General features: G+C 61.3%; 17 protein-coding genes and 1 pseudogene. 6 read left to right on the forward strand and 12 right to left on the reverse strand.

Annotation, left to right across the window (positions count from 1 at the left end):
- The first annotated feature begins 63 nt into the window (after positions 1-63).
- Positions 64-903, forward strand: coding sequence for a 3-keto-5-aminohexanoate cleavage protein (locus ACHMW8_RS25165; RefSeq protein ID WP_395444143.1), 840 nt, complete (start codon positions 64-66; stop codon positions 901-903).
- On the forward strand, positions 900-1,589 hold the full coding sequence (locus ACHMW8_RS25170; RefSeq protein ID WP_395444144.1) for an acetyltransferase: 690 nt from the start codon (positions 900-902) through the stop codon (positions 1,587-1,589). The genes ACHMW8_RS25165 and ACHMW8_RS25170 overlap by 4 nt, the downstream gene beginning before the upstream one ends.
- Here ACHMW8_RS25170 and ACHMW8_RS25175 read toward each other — a convergent pair whose 3' ends face one another.
- Together ACHMW8_RS25175 and ACHMW8_RS25180 are read right to left on the reverse strand one after the other, a co-directional pair.
- Positions 1,590-2,132 carry a glycosyltransferase gene (locus ACHMW8_RS25175; RefSeq protein WP_395444145.1) on the reverse strand — a complete coding sequence of 181 codons (543 nt, stop codon included), beginning with the start codon at positions 2,130-2,132 and terminating at the stop codon, positions 1,590-1,592.
- A gap of 95 nt (positions 2,133-2,227) precedes the next feature.
- Positions 2,228-3,229 carry a hypothetical protein gene (locus tag ACHMW8_RS25180; RefSeq protein WP_395444146.1) on the reverse strand — a complete coding sequence of 334 codons (1,002 nt, stop codon included), beginning with the start codon at positions 3,227-3,229 and terminating at the stop codon, positions 2,228-2,230.
- A gap of 32 nt (positions 3,230-3,261) precedes the next feature.
- On the opposite strand from ACHMW8_RS25180, the gene ACHMW8_RS25185 reads away from it, so the two are divergent.
- Together ACHMW8_RS25185 and ACHMW8_RS25190 are read left to right on the forward strand one after the other, a co-directional pair.
- Positions 3,262-4,218, forward strand: a complete 957-nt coding sequence (locus tag ACHMW8_RS25185) for an NAD-dependent epimerase/dehydratase family protein (protein WP_395444147.1) — start codon at positions 3,262-3,264, stop codon at positions 4,216-4,218.
- Positions 4,208-5,371, forward strand: coding sequence for a DegT/DnrJ/EryC1/StrS family aminotransferase (locus ACHMW8_RS25190; protein WP_395444148.1), 1,164 nt, complete (start codon positions 4,208-4,210; stop codon positions 5,369-5,371). Before ACHMW8_RS25185 ends, ACHMW8_RS25190 begins: the two co-directional genes overlap by 11 nt.
- A 259-nt stretch (positions 5,372-5,630) precedes the next feature.
- On the opposite strand, the gene ACHMW8_RS25195 is transcribed toward ACHMW8_RS25190, so the two are convergent.
- The 8 genes from ACHMW8_RS25195 to ACHMW8_RS25230 all read right to left on the reverse strand — a co-directional run bounded on the left by ACHMW8_RS25195 (position 5,631) and on the right by ACHMW8_RS25230 (position 13,015).
- Positions 5,631-6,719, reverse strand: a complete 1,089-nt coding sequence (locus tag ACHMW8_RS25195; RefSeq protein WP_395444149.1) for an acyltransferase family protein — start codon at positions 6,717-6,719, stop codon at positions 5,631-5,633.
- A gap of 66 nt (positions 6,720-6,785) precedes the next feature.
- Positions 6,786-7,514 carry a hypothetical protein gene (locus tag ACHMW8_RS25200; protein ID WP_395444150.1) on the reverse strand — a complete coding sequence of 243 codons (729 nt, stop codon included), beginning with the start codon at positions 7,512-7,514 and terminating at the stop codon, positions 6,786-6,788.
- 116 nt (positions 7,515-7,630) lie between these two features.
- A complete protein-coding gene (locus ACHMW8_RS25205; protein ID WP_395444151.1) occupies positions 7,631-8,104 on the reverse strand; it encodes a hypothetical protein in 474 nt (157 codons plus the stop codon).
- Between the two features lie 30 nt (positions 8,105-8,134).
- Entirely contained in the window at positions 8,135-9,076 is a 942-nt protein-coding gene (locus ACHMW8_RS25210) for a polysaccharide pyruvyl transferase family protein (RefSeq protein WP_395444152.1), read from the reverse strand.
- 25 nt (positions 9,077-9,101) lie between these two features.
- On the reverse strand, positions 9,102-10,580 hold the full coding sequence (locus ACHMW8_RS25215; RefSeq protein ID WP_395444153.1) for a lipopolysaccharide biosynthesis protein: 1,479 nt from the start codon (positions 10,578-10,580) through the stop codon (positions 9,102-9,104).
- Positions 10,577-11,068 (reverse strand): glycosyltransferase, encoded by a 492-nt coding sequence (locus tag ACHMW8_RS25220; protein ID WP_395444154.1) that lies wholly within the window; start codon positions 11,066-11,068, stop codon positions 10,577-10,579. The genes ACHMW8_RS25215 and ACHMW8_RS25220 overlap by 4 nt, the downstream gene beginning before the upstream one ends.
- Positions 10,989-11,795: a glycosyltransferase gene (locus ACHMW8_RS25225; protein WP_395444155.1), complete on the reverse strand. Its 807-nt coding sequence runs from the start codon at positions 11,793-11,795 to the stop codon at positions 10,989-10,991. The genes ACHMW8_RS25220 and ACHMW8_RS25225 overlap by 80 nt, the downstream gene beginning before the upstream one ends.
- A gap of 29 nt (positions 11,796-11,824) precedes the next feature.
- Positions 11,825-13,015, reverse strand: coding sequence for a glycosyltransferase family 4 protein (locus ACHMW8_RS25230; RefSeq protein WP_395444156.1), 1,191 nt, complete (start codon positions 13,013-13,015; stop codon positions 11,825-11,827).
- 89 nt (positions 13,016-13,104) lie between these two features.
- Here ACHMW8_RS25230 and ACHMW8_RS25235 point away from each other — a divergent pair, with 89 nt between their 5' ends.
- Both ACHMW8_RS25235 and ACHMW8_RS25240 read left to right on the forward strand, forming a co-directional pair.
- Positions 13,105-14,214: a glycosyltransferase family 4 protein gene (locus tag ACHMW8_RS25235; RefSeq protein ID WP_395444157.1), complete on the forward strand. Its 1,110-nt coding sequence runs from the start codon at positions 13,105-13,107 to the stop codon at positions 14,212-14,214.
- Positions 14,215-14,342: 128 nt separating this feature from the next.
- A pseudogene (locus ACHMW8_RS25240) lies at positions 14,343-15,354 on the forward strand (glycosyltransferase family 4 protein).
- A gap of 10 nt (positions 15,355-15,364) precedes the next feature.
- Here ACHMW8_RS25240 and ACHMW8_RS25245 read toward each other — a convergent pair.
- Both ACHMW8_RS25245 and ACHMW8_RS25250 read right to left on the reverse strand, forming a co-directional pair.
- The gene (locus tag ACHMW8_RS25245; RefSeq protein ID WP_395444158.1) at positions 15,365-16,528 is read right to left on the reverse strand and encodes an acyltransferase family protein; all 1,164 of its coding nucleotides are present in this window, start codon (positions 16,526-16,528) and stop codon (positions 15,365-15,367) included.
- Positions 16,528-17,598: an acyltransferase family protein gene (locus ACHMW8_RS25250; protein ID WP_395444159.1), complete on the reverse strand. Its 1,071-nt coding sequence runs from the start codon at positions 17,596-17,598 to the stop codon at positions 16,528-16,530. The genes ACHMW8_RS25245 and ACHMW8_RS25250 overlap by 1 nt, the downstream gene beginning before the upstream one ends.
- Between the last annotated feature and the right edge of the window lie 34 nt (positions 17,599-17,632).

Below are 17,632 nucleotides of genomic sequence, written 5' to 3' on the forward strand. Positions count from 1 at the left end.
GACCCGCCGCGCTCCCTTTGAAGCGGTTCCCAACGCCCAATTTCAAGCCTCTGGCACTGATTGATGACGCCCTTAATTATCAATCTGGCGCCGACCGGCCTGACCTCCACACAGGCGCAGTCGGCCCACCTGCCCTTGTCGCCGCAAGCCATCGCCGACGATGTCGGCCGTTGCGCGCGGCTCGGCGCCTCCATGGCCCACCTGCACGCCCGCGGAGCGGACGGCGCGGCCAGTGACGATCCCGCCATCTTCGCCGAGATCATCACCCAGGTCCGCGCGCAGGCCCCCGATATCGTCGTGGTGACCACCACCAGCGGCCGCCGCTCTCCCGACATCGATCGACGCGCCTCCAGCCTCTTCCTGGAAGGCCCCGCCAAACCGGACATGGCCAGCCTGACCCTGGGCTCGATCAACTTCGCCAGCGAAGCCAATATCAATCCGCCCGCCACCGTGATGGCGCTGGCCAGGATCATGCTGGAGCGCGGCGTCAAGCCGGAGCTCGAGGTCTTCGACCTGGGCATGATCAACTTCGCCAAGGTCCTGATCGACAAGGGCCTGATCGCGCCGCCCTTCTACTTCAACATCCTTCTGGGCAGTCCGTCTGGCGCGCAGCTGGATCTCAACCATGTCGGGACCCTGGTCCGGGACCTGCCGCCGCAATCGGTCTGGTCCCTCGCCGGGATCGGACGCTTCCAAACCCGCGCTAATGGCCTGGGCGTCATGATGGGCGACGGGGTTCGGGTTGGACTGGAAGACAATCTCTGGCTGGACGACGACCGCGCCCAGTTGGCGACCAACAGCCAGACGGTCGAGCGCGTCGTGGCGGTGGCTACAGCCATCGGACGACCGATCGCCACGCCGGCGCAGGTGCGCAAGCGCCTGAATCTGGAACGAGCCGCATGAAGCCGAGCCTGGTGATCTTCGGCGTCAGCAACATTCTGTCGGACGTCTTCGACTGCGCTCTGGCCAATGGCCTCGACATCGCCAAGGTGGTCCGCGACCTGCCAGAAGAGACCGGCGAGCGCGACAAGAGCGTCGCCGAGCGGATCGCCGCACTCGCGCCCCTAGGCCAATACCCGGGCGTCGAGGATCTCGACGAGTTTCAGCCCCAGGACGGCGAACTTTATATCCTAGGCCCGACGACGCCCACCCGCGCGGCGCTGGCCAGCAAGCTTGAACGTCTTTTCGGGCTGACGTTCGCGACCCTGGTCCACCCCACCGCCTTTGTCTCGCCGTTGGCAAGCCTGAGCCCCGGGGTGTTCGTCGGCGCCAACAGCGTCATCGGACCCGGCGCACGCCTGGCCCCGCACGTCTTCATCAACAGGGGCGTCACCGTGGGGCACGACACGCAGATCGGCGCTTTCTCGCGCCTTCAGCCCGGGAGCAATGTCGGCGGCCTGTCGGTCTATGGGCGCGGCGTCACGATCGGCATCGGCGCGACGGTGATCGAGCGCGTGATCATCGGCGACAACGCCTTCGTCGGCGCCGGCGCCGTGGCGCTGTCCGATATTCCGCCGAATGTGTTGGTGGTCGGGATCCCGGCTAAGGTCATCAAGACCCTCAAGGCCAATGACGCCCTCGCCGGCTGATCAGCCGACTCTCTGTCTGAAGCGATCGAGTGTCGTCTGGCAAGCGGCCACCAGCGACGGTCCCGAGCGATCCAGGTCCAGTGACGCGAAGAACCGTGCGCGCAAAGACACCCCGAGGCCGCGCCGGCGCGCCGGATCGTCCAGCAGAGCGGAAAGCTGTTCGAAATAGGCGGTCAGGTCTCGAGCCGCATAGCCGCCCAGCTTGTCGCCGCCGTCCGAGTCCGCCAGCGCGCACACCGCCACCCCCTCGGCCATCGCCTCAGCCACGCTGAAGCCGCCGCCCAGCCTGGCCGGATTGACGAAGACATCGCAGCAGGCAAGCACAGCCCGGATGTCGTCCTGGTGCGGGACGCGGCGAATACGGTGTTCGGGCAGAACGCTCAGGGCCTTTGGCAAGGCGCCGCCGCCGCCGACCAGCACCCAGACGATATCGGGCCGACTTTCCATCAGGGCCACCATGCGCGCGGCCCATTCGCCGCCGATCTCGGCGTCGAGCCGGGCGCCGACGCTGACCAGGACCAGGTCGTCTGGTCCGACCTCCAACTGGTCCCGCGTGATGGACCAGATGCGAGGCCTCAACGAAACCCGGAAGGGATGGTGAATTCCCCACGCTGGCGGCAGGGCTTTCCCCCAGGGCGTCAGGCCCGATCCGCCAGATGCGGATCGGAGGTCAGCCAGGCGTCCACCGGCGCCATCGGCGTTACGGCATGGATGCTCAGCCCCAGCACGGGACGAACCTTGTACAGCGGCGCGATCAAGGGCGAAAACAGTCCGACGAACAGGATGAGATCCGGATCGAATTCGCCGATGTCGCGCAACGTCTCGCGCCAGCGATGATGCAGGGGAAACGCCGCGTCACCGAGGCTGAGTGTCAGCCCGGCCGGCGCCAGGGCGGCCAAGTCCCGCAGATCCGGCGGCGCGGCGATGATTTCGCCGCGATTGCCCAGATAGTCGCGCATTCCCGCAATCAACGGCTCCTGGCAGGCGAAGGCCTTCACGGTCAAGCCGGCGGCCTGCAGCAGGCCGGCCTGCTTCAATGCCAGCACCGTCGGCGGATGGCCGGCGAAGCTGAGAAAAGGCGTCACCAGCGCCACCCGCTTCACGCCATCGATCGGCCTGACCGGCAGGTCCACGGCGTCTTCGGTCAGGACTTCACCCGCCAGGACCATGAGTTCGGGCAATCGGGTGGCGATGAGGCGCCGCGCGAACCGCGCCCGGCCGCCTTCGCGCGCGACCGCCCGCCCCCATTCATAGCCCGCGAAGGCCATCAGCCGGTCCAGATCAACGGGACGAATGGCTTGGAGCGCCGCCCCGGCCTCTGCCGCGAAGGCGTCGCCATCCTCAAGCCCGCTCAGGAAGCTCGCACGCAGAAAACCCGCGACGCCGTCTGTGGGCGCTTGATCGGCGACCTTTCTCTGCGTGCGTGCTCGAAGGGCGGGATCATCGACGGCGTCGTAGGCCTGAAGAAGCCCATGCCAGGGGGCGCTGGCCTCCGGGCTCAGCCGCACGCGATCGAACGCCTCGCCCAGCAGCTTTTCCCCACGCGTGTCTGCGTCCATGCCTGATCTATCCGGCGCCAGCGCACCGATGACAAACACCAAAGCCTCGATACCGTCGTTTGCTGTACGGCGTAGCGCCACGCTGATAAGCCAATGACCGTAAACACTGAGAAATGAGTCCGTTCTTGAAGGCGCTGGTAACCGGAGGAGCGGGGTTCATCGGTCGACGCCTCGTAGAGCAGATGCGGCAGGTCGGATGGACCGTGACGGTCCTCGACGTCGCCGCCCCTCCCGCGGGGTTCGATCCGGCGCTCGTCTATGTTCAGGGCAGCGTCCTGGATGACGCCCTGACGGATCGGCTGATCGGCGAGGCCGAGCGCGTGATCCATCTGGCCGGCATCGCTGAACCCATGCGCTACGGCAGCCACCCGCTCGAAACGATGGACGTCAACCTGCTGGGGTCCATCAACGTGGCCAAGGCCTGCGCGCGCCACGACCGCCCTCTTCTGTTCGCCTCGACCTCCGAGATCTACGGCGTCAATCCGAACGTGCCTTGGCGCGAGAACGCCGATCGGATCCTTGGCCCGGTTGCGAACGTGCGTTGGTGCTATTCCAGCGCCAAGGCGGCGGCCGAGCACTATCTGGACGCCCTGCGCCGACAACTTGGTTTGAAATACGCCGTGGTGCGCCTGTTCAACGCCTATGGGCCTGGCCTGCGCGGACGCGTGGTGGACGGGTTCGTCGCCGCGGCGCTGGCCGACCAGCCCTTGGTGATCCACGGCGACGGCCTCCAGACGCGGTGCTTCTGCTATGTCGACGACGTGGTCGAGGCCCTGATGGCGATCATCACCTCACCCATGGACCGGGGAGGCGTCTACAATGTGGGCGTGGAGGAAGAGACCTCGGTGCTGGACCTGGCGCGCAAGATCATTCACCTCGCCCGCAGCACCTCGCGCCTCGATGTCATTCCCTATGACCAACTCTATGATGGCTACCAGGACATCGTGAGACGGCAGCCCAACACCCAGGCGTTGCGAGACGACTTCGGCTGGGCGCCACGGACCTCCCTGGAAGACGGCTTGGCGCTTATGATCGAGGTTCAGCGCCAAGAGCATAGCCATGTCGGATGATCCCAAGCGGATCGTGCGGCTGGCCCAGCCCACCTTCCCGGATCTCGACCTCGACGCCGTCGCCCAGTTGCTTGGCTCGGGGTGGCTGACCAATGCCAGCCAAGTGCGCGCCTTCGAACAGGCCTTCGCGGACTATCAGGGCGTGGAACACGCCGTGGCCGTATCCTCTTGCACGGCCGCTCTGCACCTTGCTCTGCTGGCGCACGGCGTAGGTCCGGGCGACGAGGTGATCACCACGCCCTTCACCTTCGCGGCGACCTGCAACGCCATCATCCACGCCGGCGCGACGCCTGTGCTCGTGGATGTCGAGCCCGACACGCTGAACATGGATCCCAATCGGATCGAGCGCGCCATCAGCGCCAGGACCAAGGCGGTGATGCCCGTGCACTTCGCTGGCCACCCCGTGGACCTCGATGCCCTTCTGGCCCTGCGTGAGCGCCATGGTTTCGCGCTCATCCACGACGCAGCGCACGGCGCCGAGGCGCGTTATCGCGACCGATCGATGGCTCAGCACGCGGACACCGCCTGCTTCAGCTTCTACGCCACCAAGAACCTGCCGATCGGCGAAGGCGGCATGCTCACCACGCATGACCCCGAAATCGCCCGCACGGCCCGCCTCCTCCGCAACCACGGCATGTCAACTGACGCCTTCGATCGGCACGGCGACGCGGCCGCGCACTGGCGTCATTGGGACTTGGCCCGGCCTGGCTTCAACTACAAGATGGCCGAGCTACCGGCGCTGCTGGGCCGAGGGCAACTCCCTCACCTCCCCGCCTGGCGCGATCGACGGGCCGCGGTCACCGAGCGCTACGAGACGCTGTTGTCGAAGGTAGCCGGCGTCCGGGTGCTCGGGCGTCGCGCCAAGGTGACGCACGCCCACCACCTCTTCGTCATCCTCATCGACCGCGAGGGCGTCGAGCGAGACGCCTTGGCGTCGCGCTTGAAGGCCAACGGTGTCGAAGTGTCGATCAACTACCGTCCGATCCACGAGTTGGAGTGGTATCGACGGACCTTCGATTGGAACCGTGCCGATTTTCCGGTTGCGAGCCATGCCGGCGAACGCTGCATCAGCTTGCCGATGCATCCAGAACTCTCGGTGGCGGATGCGGATCTGGTGGTTGAAAGGCTGCAAGCACTGCTCGAAGGGTGGTGAGCGCTTGGTGGTCTGCAACGCGGCGAGCCTCGCGGACTTCAAATCCGTGTCCGCCCCGGTTCGATTCTGGGCCGGGCCTCAAAATTAATCTACACTCCAAGACGTCGGAGCCCGACTGAGCAACTCGGCTATCACCGCTGCGGCCCGGCACAGTGCTGGCGAGGACGCCCAGCACGCTATCAAGAAGCCGACGAAACTAGGCGACAGACTATGGCGATGCAATCGACCGGCGTCTCGCGCTTCCCACCTAACCTCAATTTCAGACAGACGGAACCGTCATCGACGGACTTGCGGGACCGCGTTCGAGCAAACTCTCGACGCGCTTGGCAAGTTGGGCCATCGGACGCTCGACGAGCTTGTGCGCCAGCCATGCAATCGGAAACGACGTCGCCATAATCACGATAATTACGCCTGCCCCCAATGGCCAGCCAACCTCCCGCCCGAAATGTTCAGCCAACAGGGCGGTCAGAGGATGCATCAGGTAGAGAGCATAACTAGTGGCCCCCAAAAAAGAGAGGACGCGACCGGAGAAGATGCGGAAAAAGGCACAGCACAGAAACAGGACTATCGCGACGACATATGAGGTCACATAGGGCAGCGCGCCGCCTAACGCGGTATCGCGGGAGTAGCCGAGTAGGCAGGCAATCACCGCCAAAACTAGAAGGCTCACCGTAGCGTACGGCATCAAACGACGAGCGCGATCGTCACGCTCGACAACAGCTAATCGGGTCAGGCCGCCGAAGTGCATGACCGCTAAGCCAAGCGCTAACGCGATCGGTAAGCCCTTGCCCAAAGTGTTGTTTGCCACGGCCATCAGCAAGGCGACCGCCAGAAAGGTCAAGCCCATACCGGCGAAATAGAATGGCGAACGCAAGACGCTTCGCCAACACGCCAGAAAACAAAAACTGTAGAACACCAACTCGATTAGCAACGTCCAATATACACCAAGCAAATCTTTCTGCCCGAATACAACCTGCACCATCGTCATATTCGCTAGAACCTGACGCAACCCAGCATGGATACCAACAATGGGTAGAATAAAGACAGCTCCAGCTATAGATAACCAGTACATCGGGTAAAGGCGGAAAAACCGTGAAACAAGAAACTTTGCTAGTGGCCTTGAGCCACTGAAGCTGAAAGGTATGACGAAGCCGCTGATGCAGAAGAACGCGACAACGCCGATCTTCCCGAAATTCAGCCAGTCCCAGGTCACTAGTCGGACGATCGAGGTGAAGAACTCGCCTCTCGGCGCAATTCCGTGCAGAAATTCGCTGGTGTGCTGCAGTACCACCAACGTCGCCGCGATCCCCCGGAGGCCGTCGATGTGCCCCAATCGCCCGATCTTCATTTACATCTCCCGCGGGCCGGCCAAACGGCGTGACCGAAATTTAAGTAAGCGGAAATCGCGTGGTGACTAGAGACGCATGCCCTGACGCATGGCTTTCGAACTATCGCTGTAGGCCGAAACAGAAGTCTTCGTCGATCCCATACTAGGCCGCAACCCTGCCGCGATCGTAAGCGCGATCGCGAATAGGAAGTCCGGATTCAGCGTCAATTCTTCGAAAAACATCGAAGGTAAGGCGAAAAACGCCATTAGCACCGGGAGCGATATCGTGCCGGCGCGACGCCTCCAGAGTCGCCAGAAGCACACGAGATAGAGCAACATGATGCTCAAGCCGGACTGGTAGGACAACGAGAGGATCGCGTTGTGAGGCGACCCGCTTGCGACGTGGCTGGCCGCTATCAGTTGCTGTGTGCGTTCGAAGAGCCCGATGCCAAACGGGTTTGCCACCGCCACACTAAGCCCGCCGACCAAAGTATTGGAACGATCCGCGAGATTATGAATAATATTGCTGTCACCTTCAAAGCGAGATGTGAAGGCCAATCTCAGACCTTCGAAGGCAGGAAGCCATGATATAATGGCCAGCACCAAAATTGCACCTGTTGAGGCGAGGAAGAGCCGCATCATGATACCGCCCCGTCCCGCTGTGACATAAGCCACGGCCAGGCCGATCGAAGGAGCAATAACGCCGCCGCGATTTAGTGTGACCACGAACGTCGCCAAGAACAATAGATAGTACAGGCCGTAGATGGTTGGCTTTTTGAACCGGTAAGAAAGGTAAAGGGCAGCAGCGCCGGCCAAGGCGTAAACGTGCCCGGCTTCGTTACCATGTGCCCAAAGACCGCCTGGCTTGGCCTTGGCAAGTTCGGCCCCGAAACCAATCTTCCCGACGATGGTTACGCCGAGACCGATCGGCGTCAGATCGACCCTGCAGCACGCAGGATCAGCACAACCGTAGACGGCACCATCCCCAGCAGCATACCCACCGCCAGTGCGCTGGCCAGTCGAGGCTCCCGTGGCTCGATGGCAACCAACATGGCCGAGACCAAGAAACTCGCCCAAAGCATGAGGCTGAAATAGACATCACCGTTCAGCGGATACGCTTTGAACAAGACCGACAAGCCAACAAGGCCTCCGAAAGCGGCGACTTGGAGACCGATTGGAACCAGCTCATTTTTGCGCAGGCGCCAGAAGAAGAAAAAGGCGGCGATAAACATCACCGCGTCGCTAAGGCGTAGAAACGGCATCCCGAAGGTGCTGCTAAGCGGGTTGAACTGCAGCACAAAGCCCAGCAAAAACGCCGTGAGGGTAGCCGTGTTTGGCAAAACCACCACTAGACCCTTCGAGCGTGGCGCAGGCCTGCGAACGTCCCGCCATTCCGTTGCGGTCATTGCGGCCAGCTCCCTGTCGGTTTGGCGGTTTTAGGCAAACTGCTCCATCCACTCATCGATGGCTGCGCGGGGCAAGGCGATTTCCGTCGGCCGGTCGCCCTGGATCCAGGCCTTCATCGTCTCGACGTCGCGACGCTTGACGATCGGCAGGCCGGTATCCTTGCCGATTTCCGCGGCGCGGTTGTCAACAACGATGATCAGGGCCCGACGGCCCTTCTGCAGCGCACGGATGCCGCCATGCAGGCGGGTGCCCAGGAATTCGACGTTCTTGTTAGAGAGCAGTTCGTCGTAGGCGCGCAGGCTCGGGTTCACGAGCTCCACGCCGGACACGCCGAGCGACTGAAAATAGGCCAGGTCTTCACGTTGTTGCGGCCAGAAGTGCACACGCGAATAGTTGGCCTTCATCATCTCGATGATGCTGCGGTCAAGCTCGACGTCACGGTGGTAGAAGGTGAAGGTCGTGACAACTTCGTCCGCCTTCCGGCTCGGGATGGTGGCGCAATGTTCCGGTGTCAGACGCCACATAGTCGGGCACGAAGTATTGAGCACGCGCTTGCCCAGACCCTGCAGGTGCGCGAGCGTGTAGCTATCGCGCACGGCGTGGATATGTTTGTCGGACAGGACCTTTTTCAAGATCCATTGTGAATAGGCATTTGGCGCCTTCATGTAGTTCAGCCAGCCGCAGCCCACAAGCACGGCGTTATTCACCTCGAAGGCGTCCCAGGGGCGAAGCTTCCAGAGCACGCCCGCTTCCATGTTCGAAGCCAGAATGTTGGTGCCCGCCACATATGCCGCGTCGCTGGCCTTGAGGAACCGTTTAGAGTGCCCCGTCATGTATTCGTGCGTAGCAACAGTGTAGGTGTAAGCGTTCGGCCGCAATTCGCTCAGCCAATCCGTCACGGCTTCGACAATGATCGAATCCCCGATGTTGTCGGATGCCGCGCTGGTATCCAGAAGCGTGATCGTATCCATTGTAATCGCCTGTTTTATAAGATCATCAAACCGCGACGCGGCGACGCAAGACCAGGGAAAGTAGTTTTTCCTTAGCCGGCTCGACCAGCTTGGGAGCAAGCACCAAGATCAGCGCCGCGTAGATCACCGCGCCGAGGCTAATACTGGAAAGAAGAAGGGCGACGTGCCCCAGGTGTGGCGTTAGCCCCCGGACGACGAGCGCGATGACCATAGCCATCGCCATCGCCGCCACGAAAGGGAGGCCCACTGCCACGAGGACCGTCTTCGATCGGACACTGGCGAAACGACGGCTAAGGTAGAGGATCGCTGGCCAGAAGGCGTAGGCGCGGAACACGTGAGTCACGCTGATCGCCACCAACCCGAACGGTCCTGCCACGAAGGATGCGGCGGCCCCCACCGCCAGTTGCGCCGCGCTGAGCGTGACGCCGACGCCGGCACGATTCACGCTGACCAGCAGTGGCCACACGAACGAGTTCACGACGAAGGCCGGGGCAAGCAGGCAAAGGATCTGCAGGACGGGAGCCGCATCTGCCCACTGCGGACCGAACACCACCGGCAGCAGGATCGGCGCCACGGCCGCCATGCCCAAGAAGGCTGGCATCGCCAGTATCGCCGAGGCCGAGACTAGACCCTTGAAGCGCGCCTCCAACACCTCCGGAACGCCTTGAACACGGGCGTAGGTTGGGAGCGCGACCTGAGCCAGCGGGATCACGGCGACTTGGCTAACTAGGTCGATGCAGCGCCAGGCCATACGCATTAGGCCGACGGCGCTGGCCGAGAGAAAATAAGCAGCAATCAACTCGTGAACGCGATTGTTCATGATGATCAGCAGGTTCGAGCCCAGGACCTTGCCGCCCAACGTCACCTGTTGGCGAGCCAGCGTCTTGTCGAACCTGAACCGGGGACGCCAGGGCATGGCCAAGATGGTCAGCGCCATGGTCAGCGTACTGGCGATCAGGCGCTGGGCCACCAAACTCCACACACCAAAACCATGGAACGCCATGACGACGGCGCCCAGGCCGGCCACCGTGTTCGCGGCCAGGGTGCGCATCGCCAAGCGTTTGAACCCGAAGCTGCGCTGCAAGCGTCCTTCATGAATGCCTCCCAGAGCGCCGATCACAAACGTGAACGCCAACACCGCCAGCACGGGCTGCAGTTCGGGCATCCTGAAGATGATCGCGATCGGGAACGAACCGAGCATAAGCAATGCGCAGCAAGTCACGCCCAAACCGGCGGAGACCCAGAACGCGGTATCGGCGTACAGCTCGTCCAGTTTGGGGCGCTGTACGATCGCGTCGGGAAGCCCGCCGCGCGAGAGCACCAGCAGGGCGTCGACGAAGACGGTGGCGACCGCGACGACCCCGAACTCGGCCGGCTTGAGCAGCCGCGCAAGGACCAGGAACACGATGAAGCTCAGAATGGTATTGCCCACCGTCCCCATCGCCGCCCAGCCAGCGGCGACGGCGGTGCGACGACCCGCATTGGCTTCAGTCGCGTCGCTCATCCGGCACGCGGAGCTTCGAGCACTTCTTTGTAGAGCGCTTCGAACTTCTCGGCGACACGACGCGAAGTCGATTCGTCGAGAACCCACTGGAATTCGCTCTGAGGCGGGAACGACTCGCGCCCCTTGGCCATCACGTTGCGGATCCGGGTCGCCAGCTCTTTGTGATCGCCGCCGGCGAAGAGCCAGTCGTTGTTGTCTTCGCCGATCAATTCCGGGATGCCGCCCGTCCGCGCCCCGATGCAGGGAACGCCCACGGCATAGGCTTCATAGATCGTCCGCGGCGACGGCTCAGCCCAGATGGACGGCACGATCAACACGTCGATCTCGTCAAAGAAGGTTTTGGGATCGACCCAGCCCACGAACTCGATCGGCAGGCCTTCCGATTGCGCGATGAAGCGCTCGATGCTGTCATCCATCGCTTGGCCAGCGATCTTGCACGTCCAGTCGCCCGGACCAATCTCGCGCAGCGCGTCGATGATCGTGCCCACGCCCTTCTCGGTGTTGATCCGCCCCGAGATAGCCGAAGCTCATCGGTTTGCCGGTGCGATCAATCGCGCGGCGCCGCTCGGGATCGCCGCCGACCACGGTCGAGGAATAGTAGATCACGCGCCGGCGCTCTTCAGGCAGGTGGGTGAAGTAGCCGTGGTCTACGTGCGTTTGACGGATCGCCTTGCCGACGAACGTCGCCGCCGACGTCATCTTGGTGTTCAGGCGCTTCGTGAAGCTAATCGCTTGGCAGTTCACGTGCCAGTGGTCGCAAGGCTTGCCGTTCTTGAACATCGCGGCATTCGCACAGATCAGATCGTATTCGCACACCGTGTGCACGATCGGGATGCCGCGCTTCCTGGCCGCGCGCCAGACCAGCGTCGAGACATCGAGCAGGGAGTGGGTGTTCAAGACGTCCGGCTTGAAGTCTTCGAGTACGCGATCGAAATGACGCTCGATCTCGAAGTTCCACTGCTGCTTCATTTTCTGCCAGGCGCGGCTCAAGCGTCCATGCTGGGGCCAGTCCTCAAGCCAGAAGTCGTTGCTGTGCGGCATCCGATAGACGGTGACGCCGTTCCGAACCTCGCGAGGATGCCCTTCACGTTCGATGCAAGCGGCCCCGACTTCATGGCCCATGGCGGCAAGTTCTTCGGCCAGATGCTCGACCGAACGCTCAGCCCCACCGACAATGTGCGGCGGATACAGAGCCGTCAAATGCAGGATGCGCATATAACCCCAATTTCACCCACGGGCTTCCCCTAGCCCCTCAAGAGGGCCTCGTACAGGCTGTCGTATTGCGCTGCAATAGAGACCGGCGACACAAGGTCAGTGAATTTCGAAATCTGACTTGCACCCATCTTTAGTCTTTTAGGATTTGCGACGATTTCGCGCATGCGTTGCGACAAATCCCGCGCATCCCCTGTTTTAAATAGCCAGCCCACGCCGAAAGCCTCTACCTGCTCTTTTACGCCGGCAATGTCGGCTCCGACGACCGGCACTCCTCGAACCAACGCTTCGGCGACCGTCCGTCCGAACGCTTCCGGCCACAGCGGCGGCGCCACCAGGCAGTCGATTTCCTCAAAGAAGCGTTCTCGGTCAACGAAGCCGGCGAAGGTCACCGGAAGCCCTTCGGCGGCGGCGCGGTAGGGGGCGTCGCCGTCGACGGCCTTGCCGGCCATCACCAGGCGCCAGCCGTCCGCGGGAGCCATGCGGCAGGCCTCGAGCAGTAGGTCAGCCCCTTTCGAAGCCTCGATCCGCCCCAGGTACCCGAATACGACCGGCTCCACGACATCGCGGCGCGGCGCCATGGCTTCCGGCGGCGAGATGGGATTCCAGATGACGCGCACCATATCCTTTCTGACGTTGGCAAAATGGCCCGCGGATGAGTGGCGCGCCAGAATGTCCCGCCCAACGCCGATCACCGCATCGACCTTGGCTGACTGCCACCGATGAAGCGTCCCCCAAGCCTTGCACTTGGCGTGTTGGCCCTCGCAGGCCCGGCCGTCGCGAAACATTGCGCTGTTCGTGCATAGGCCGGCAAAGTCGTGCAGCGTGTGGACGATGGGGATCCCGCGCTTGGCGGCCACCGCCCACACCATGGGCGAAAGCTCGGCCAGCGAGTGGGTATTGACGACATCGGGGCGGAAATCGGCGATCGCCGCGTCGAGACCGTCCAGCACGCGCGTCCCGGCGAGGGTCGTGACCTTGTAGGCCAGCCGAGCAGGCTTTGAAGCCTTTCCCCAATCCATGGGGAAAAACACCGGCCCGCTTCCCAGGCGATAGACGCGGATCCCATCCTGATCGCCCGCCGGCGTGCGCTCTCGCGACAGACAGGCTACCGCGACCTCATGGCCGCGCTGGCGCAACTCCTGCCCCAACTGCTCGACGAGGACCTCGGCGCCTCCGACAATGTCGGGCTTGTACAGAGAACTGACATGCAAGATGCGCAAACTGTGGCCTCGCGAAAAAACCGAGCGCGGGTATAGCTTGATTTAGCGCGAGCACGTAGCCATGCCTCGAAAGGATTCCTCTCATTATCATGCGCGTGCTCGTAAATATGCCGAGCCAGTACGGCGGACGCCCGTCTGGCGTCGCCTTGGTGGTCTTCAAACTGCTCGAGGAACTGTTGACCCTGGGTCGACACGAGTACGTGCTGCGCTCTCCGTGGTCGCGCGAACAATTGCCGCCCGCCCTGGCCGCATCATCCCTGACGGTGGTGGAGCGTCCCCGCCCGCGCTTGATGATCCTGGACACGCTTGTTGAAGCGCTGCGCATGCCCGCGATCTGCCGCCAACTGGGCGTGGACGTGGTGCTCAATGCCGATCCCTTCGGGGCCGCCAGGGGCGCGAAGGCGCGCGTGACGATCGCACATGACCTCTACTTCCATACATTGCCGGAACAGGTCGGCGGCCGGGCGACCCTGACCATGGCCTTGGCCTACGACTTGGTCCTAAACGGCTCCACCCGCATCGTGACCGTTTCAGATGCGACGCGAACCGACCTCGGCCATTGGCGTCCCCGCTTCGGCGCGAAGGCTCGGACCATCCATTCCGACGCGGCCACGTCCCCTGCCCCGGCCAATCCTGCGCGCGTCGGACCGGCGCGCTACGTTCTGCTGGTGGGCAACGCCACGCCGAACAAGAACTTCGCCCTGGCGGCGCGTGCGTTTGCTGAAATTCGGCCGTCGTTCCCCGACCTAGAGATCGTCCACGTCGGCCAGGACGGCGGAGAAACGATCAATGCCGAACTCACCCGATTGGGCGTCGATACGCCGGTCATTCGCCTGACCAACGTGCCAGACGGCGACCTCAAGGCCCTCTACCGCGATGCCGTGGCCTATGTGGCGCCGTCCCTTAGCGAAGGATTCTGCCTGCCGATCCTAGAGGCCCAGAGCCAGGATTGCCCAGTGGTCTGCTCGAACGCTTCGGCCCTGCCGGAGATCGCCGGGGACGGCGCGCTGTTCTTCGCTCCTAACGACTCCCAGGCGCTGGCCGGACATCTGCGATCCCTGCTCGAAACGCCTGACCTCGGCAAGGCGCTTGCGGAACGCGGGCGCGCCAACCGCGGGCGTTTCTCGTGGAAGCAGTCCGCCGTCGCCTATGAGCGCGTCCTGGAGGATGCTCTCGCCGCGTCCAGGAGGAACTTTTGACCCGCGTTCTCTTCGTCAGTCACACCGCTGAAAAGGGCGGCGCCGAGCTCTTTCTCTCTGACGTTCTCGTCGGAGGCCCCAGCGCGTGGCGCGCGGCATTCCTGCAGCCTGGTCCTGTCGCCGACGATTTGGCGGCCAAAGATCGCCTCGCCTTCGTCGTCCAAGGCGACGCCGGCCTCTTGCAGGTCAAGCGCGGTGGCGGCGGCTCCAAGCCGGCGGCCGTCCTGGGCTTGCTCAAGACGGCCGTGGCGCTGGCCCGGCGCGTGCGCGACTACGACGTTCTGTGCGCCAACTCCCAAAAGGCGCTGTTCGTCTGCGGGATTGCGGCGATACTGGCCCGCAAGCCCCTTGTCTGGATTCTCCACGACATTCTGATGGACGAAGCCTTCAGCCCGACGAACCGTCGCGCGGCAGTGCTGATGGCCAACACCCTGGCCCGACGCGTCGTGGTGAATTCGAAGGCCGCCGCGGAGGGTTTCATCGCCGCCGGCGGGCGCGCCGACCGCGTGAGCATCGCTTACAACGGCTTTGACGTCGAAGGATGGCCCCTCGCTTCCAAGGTGGAGGGACGACGCCTGCGCGCGGCAGAGGGCCTGGACGACCGCCACATCGTCGGGTTGTTTGGACGGCTCACACCCTGGAAGGGGCAACATGTGCTGTTGGACGCCCTCGTCAATCTGCCAAACGTCCAGGCGATATTCGTCGGCGGTCCGCTGTTCGGGGAAGAGGTCCACGAGGCGGCGCTCAAGACGCAGGCGCGAGCGCTTGGCCTGGAGGACCGCGTTCGCTTCCTTGGCTTTCGGACGGACGTCGCCCAGTTGATGAGCGGTGTCGATATTCTGGTTCACGCCTCGAACGCATCCCGAACCCTTTGGCAGGGTCATCGTGGAAGGTCAGCTGACCGGCCTGCCGGTGATCGCGACCACCGGCGGCGGCGTTGATGAAATCGTGCAGGACGGCGTCAACGGACTGCTAGTCCCGGCGGGCTATCCAGATGCGCTAGGCGCCGCCATCGCCAAGCTGATTGAGGATAAGTACATGGCCGCGAGCCTCGCCGCCGCCGGGCGAACGGACGCCTACGAACGCTTTGACATCGGGCTAACGCGCTCCGATCTCGCCAAGGCTTTCGCCCAGCTTTAGTACGCCATCCTCAGTTGATCGGCGCCTCGACCTTCGTGGTCCCAAATTTCATCTTAGCGTCAAGCCAGTCAAGAAGTCTGCGCTCAAATATAACGTGGAACATATGAGCAAACAGGATAGCGACAATCAACAACACCACGACCGCATACCAACTCCACGACATGCCCGGCACGAAGCGTTCGGCAAAAAAGGCTAGCACTAAATATATAATTGGGTGAGCCAAATAAAGCGCGTAGGAGGATTCACCGAGCCTATTCAACAACTCGCCAAACTTTCCGCGAACGTGCCAACTGCCAAGCACTGCGGCGGACATGATCAGAGTAGCCCCCAGGCCTCCAGACATGACGCGCGACCAGCCATGGGTGACATGCGGGTTCAGCGGCGCACCCTCTAAATGCGATTGTTTGACAAAAAGCCATACTGAAAGTCCAGCGATCAGTAGAACAGCTTGTATCCATCCCGACACACGAAAACCCCGTAAGTAAATGTAACCGAGCAAAATACCAATCGCGAACTCAACCATGATCGGACGCGCCCAAAACACCCAGGGTAGTACCGACACGTGACTAACGTTACCGACAATCACGAGAGCTAATACTACTGCGATGACCCGACCTAGTACGACAGGGAGAGCTCCGCCAAAAAATATCGAAATTCCAAATATGAAATAGAATAATACCTCAAAATTGAGAGACCACCCAACGAACAAAACAGGCATTGCCGCAAGCGTCCCATAAGAAAACGTATCAATCGGGATGAAAAATAGCGAGCACAGTACATTTTTAAAATTTAGAATATCATCGGATGACCTCACCGGATGAACAAATGCGGCGACCGCTGTGGCGGCAACCTGCACGAAGGTGAACACCCAGTAGGTGGGCACAACCCTTAGAAACCGCTTTCTAAAGAAAGCCATGCCCTGCCGCGCCTCCGCCAGCTTCACCGAAGATATCGTGATGACGACGCCAGATATTACAAAAAAAATGTCCACTCCGAAGGACAGATCAACGACGGACCAGGGGCTAAATGTTTGCCCCGACACCGCTGCCTCCCCCATAACCGATACTTGGGCATGAAGCAGAGCAACCATAATCGCAGCGACAGCTCTCAACGCTTGAATATTTGCCAAACGCAGGGCAGAGGAATTAGATCGCGACTTCAGCTTGAGATCCATTACACCGACACCGATCGCTCACGCACCGGAAACATGCGACGCAATAGCTTATTGGACGGAACCTCGAAATATCGAAACAGCATGAAGCTTATAAATAACGTCAATGACAATCCAACAATGAACACCAACCCGACATACGATACTCCACCAAGCCCAATCCTTTCTGCAACTTTAGAGGCGGCATGAAGAACCAGACTGTGAATTAGATATAGTGAAAAGCTCGCGTTTCCGATTTCCGTCAGGAGCCCACCGCGGACGGACCAGCCAAACCGGTCAAGTAAACATGCAGCAAAAACGAGGGCTGCACCAGCAACCCCCCACGTCATAGGTCGCGCACCTCGAATATATTCAAGCCTCGGACCGCCCGAAAGCGCAACAATTTCAACCGTCACTATAATCGCGACCGCGAACACAATTAAACCGACCGATGCAATAAGAGAAGAATTCACATTAAAGCCCAATCGAGCTCTTGAAAAGTAAATACCAATTAGCATACCGAATGCAAAATCGAGAATTATAGGGTTTGCATAGTAGTGAAGATAGAAATTACTAAAAGCGCCCATAACACCCAATAGAGATATCAGGCATATAGTTGAAATCAACGCCCAATACCGCCTTTTTCTAGAGATCAAAAACAAGCCCGCCGCAAACAGTGCATAGAAAAACATTTCATAGTTTAGCGTCCATCCCGGAGCAACGATTGGCTCTAACTTATCGTTTCTGACAAAAGGAACAAAAAGAATAGATTTAAAAATATAAGACGAATTCAGATTGACCAGCCCAACAGGTTTAAACCCAATAACGTAAAGCGCGACCATAATCATGGTCACGAGCCAGTACAGGGGAGCTACACGAGAGAACCTGTTCCATATGAATTGGAATCCTGAACTATTGCCCCCTTGCGTAGTCGAGACCATTATAAATCCGCTAAGAACGAAGAAAATATCCACGCCAGATGCACCGAATCCGAGAAGTTTAGCGCTTGGATAGAATTTTGCCAGATAAGGGGTGAAGTGGTGAAAGAACACCATCAAAGCCGCAACCCCACGCAATACCTGCAGGTTCATCATGCGCGGCCGCTCCATTTGAGGAGCCAACTCGACC

The organism is Caulobacter sp. UC70_42, assembly GCF_044056025.1.
In the GTDB taxonomy this organism is placed as follows: domain Bacteria; phylum Pseudomonadota; class Alphaproteobacteria; order Caulobacterales; family Caulobacteraceae; genus Caulobacter.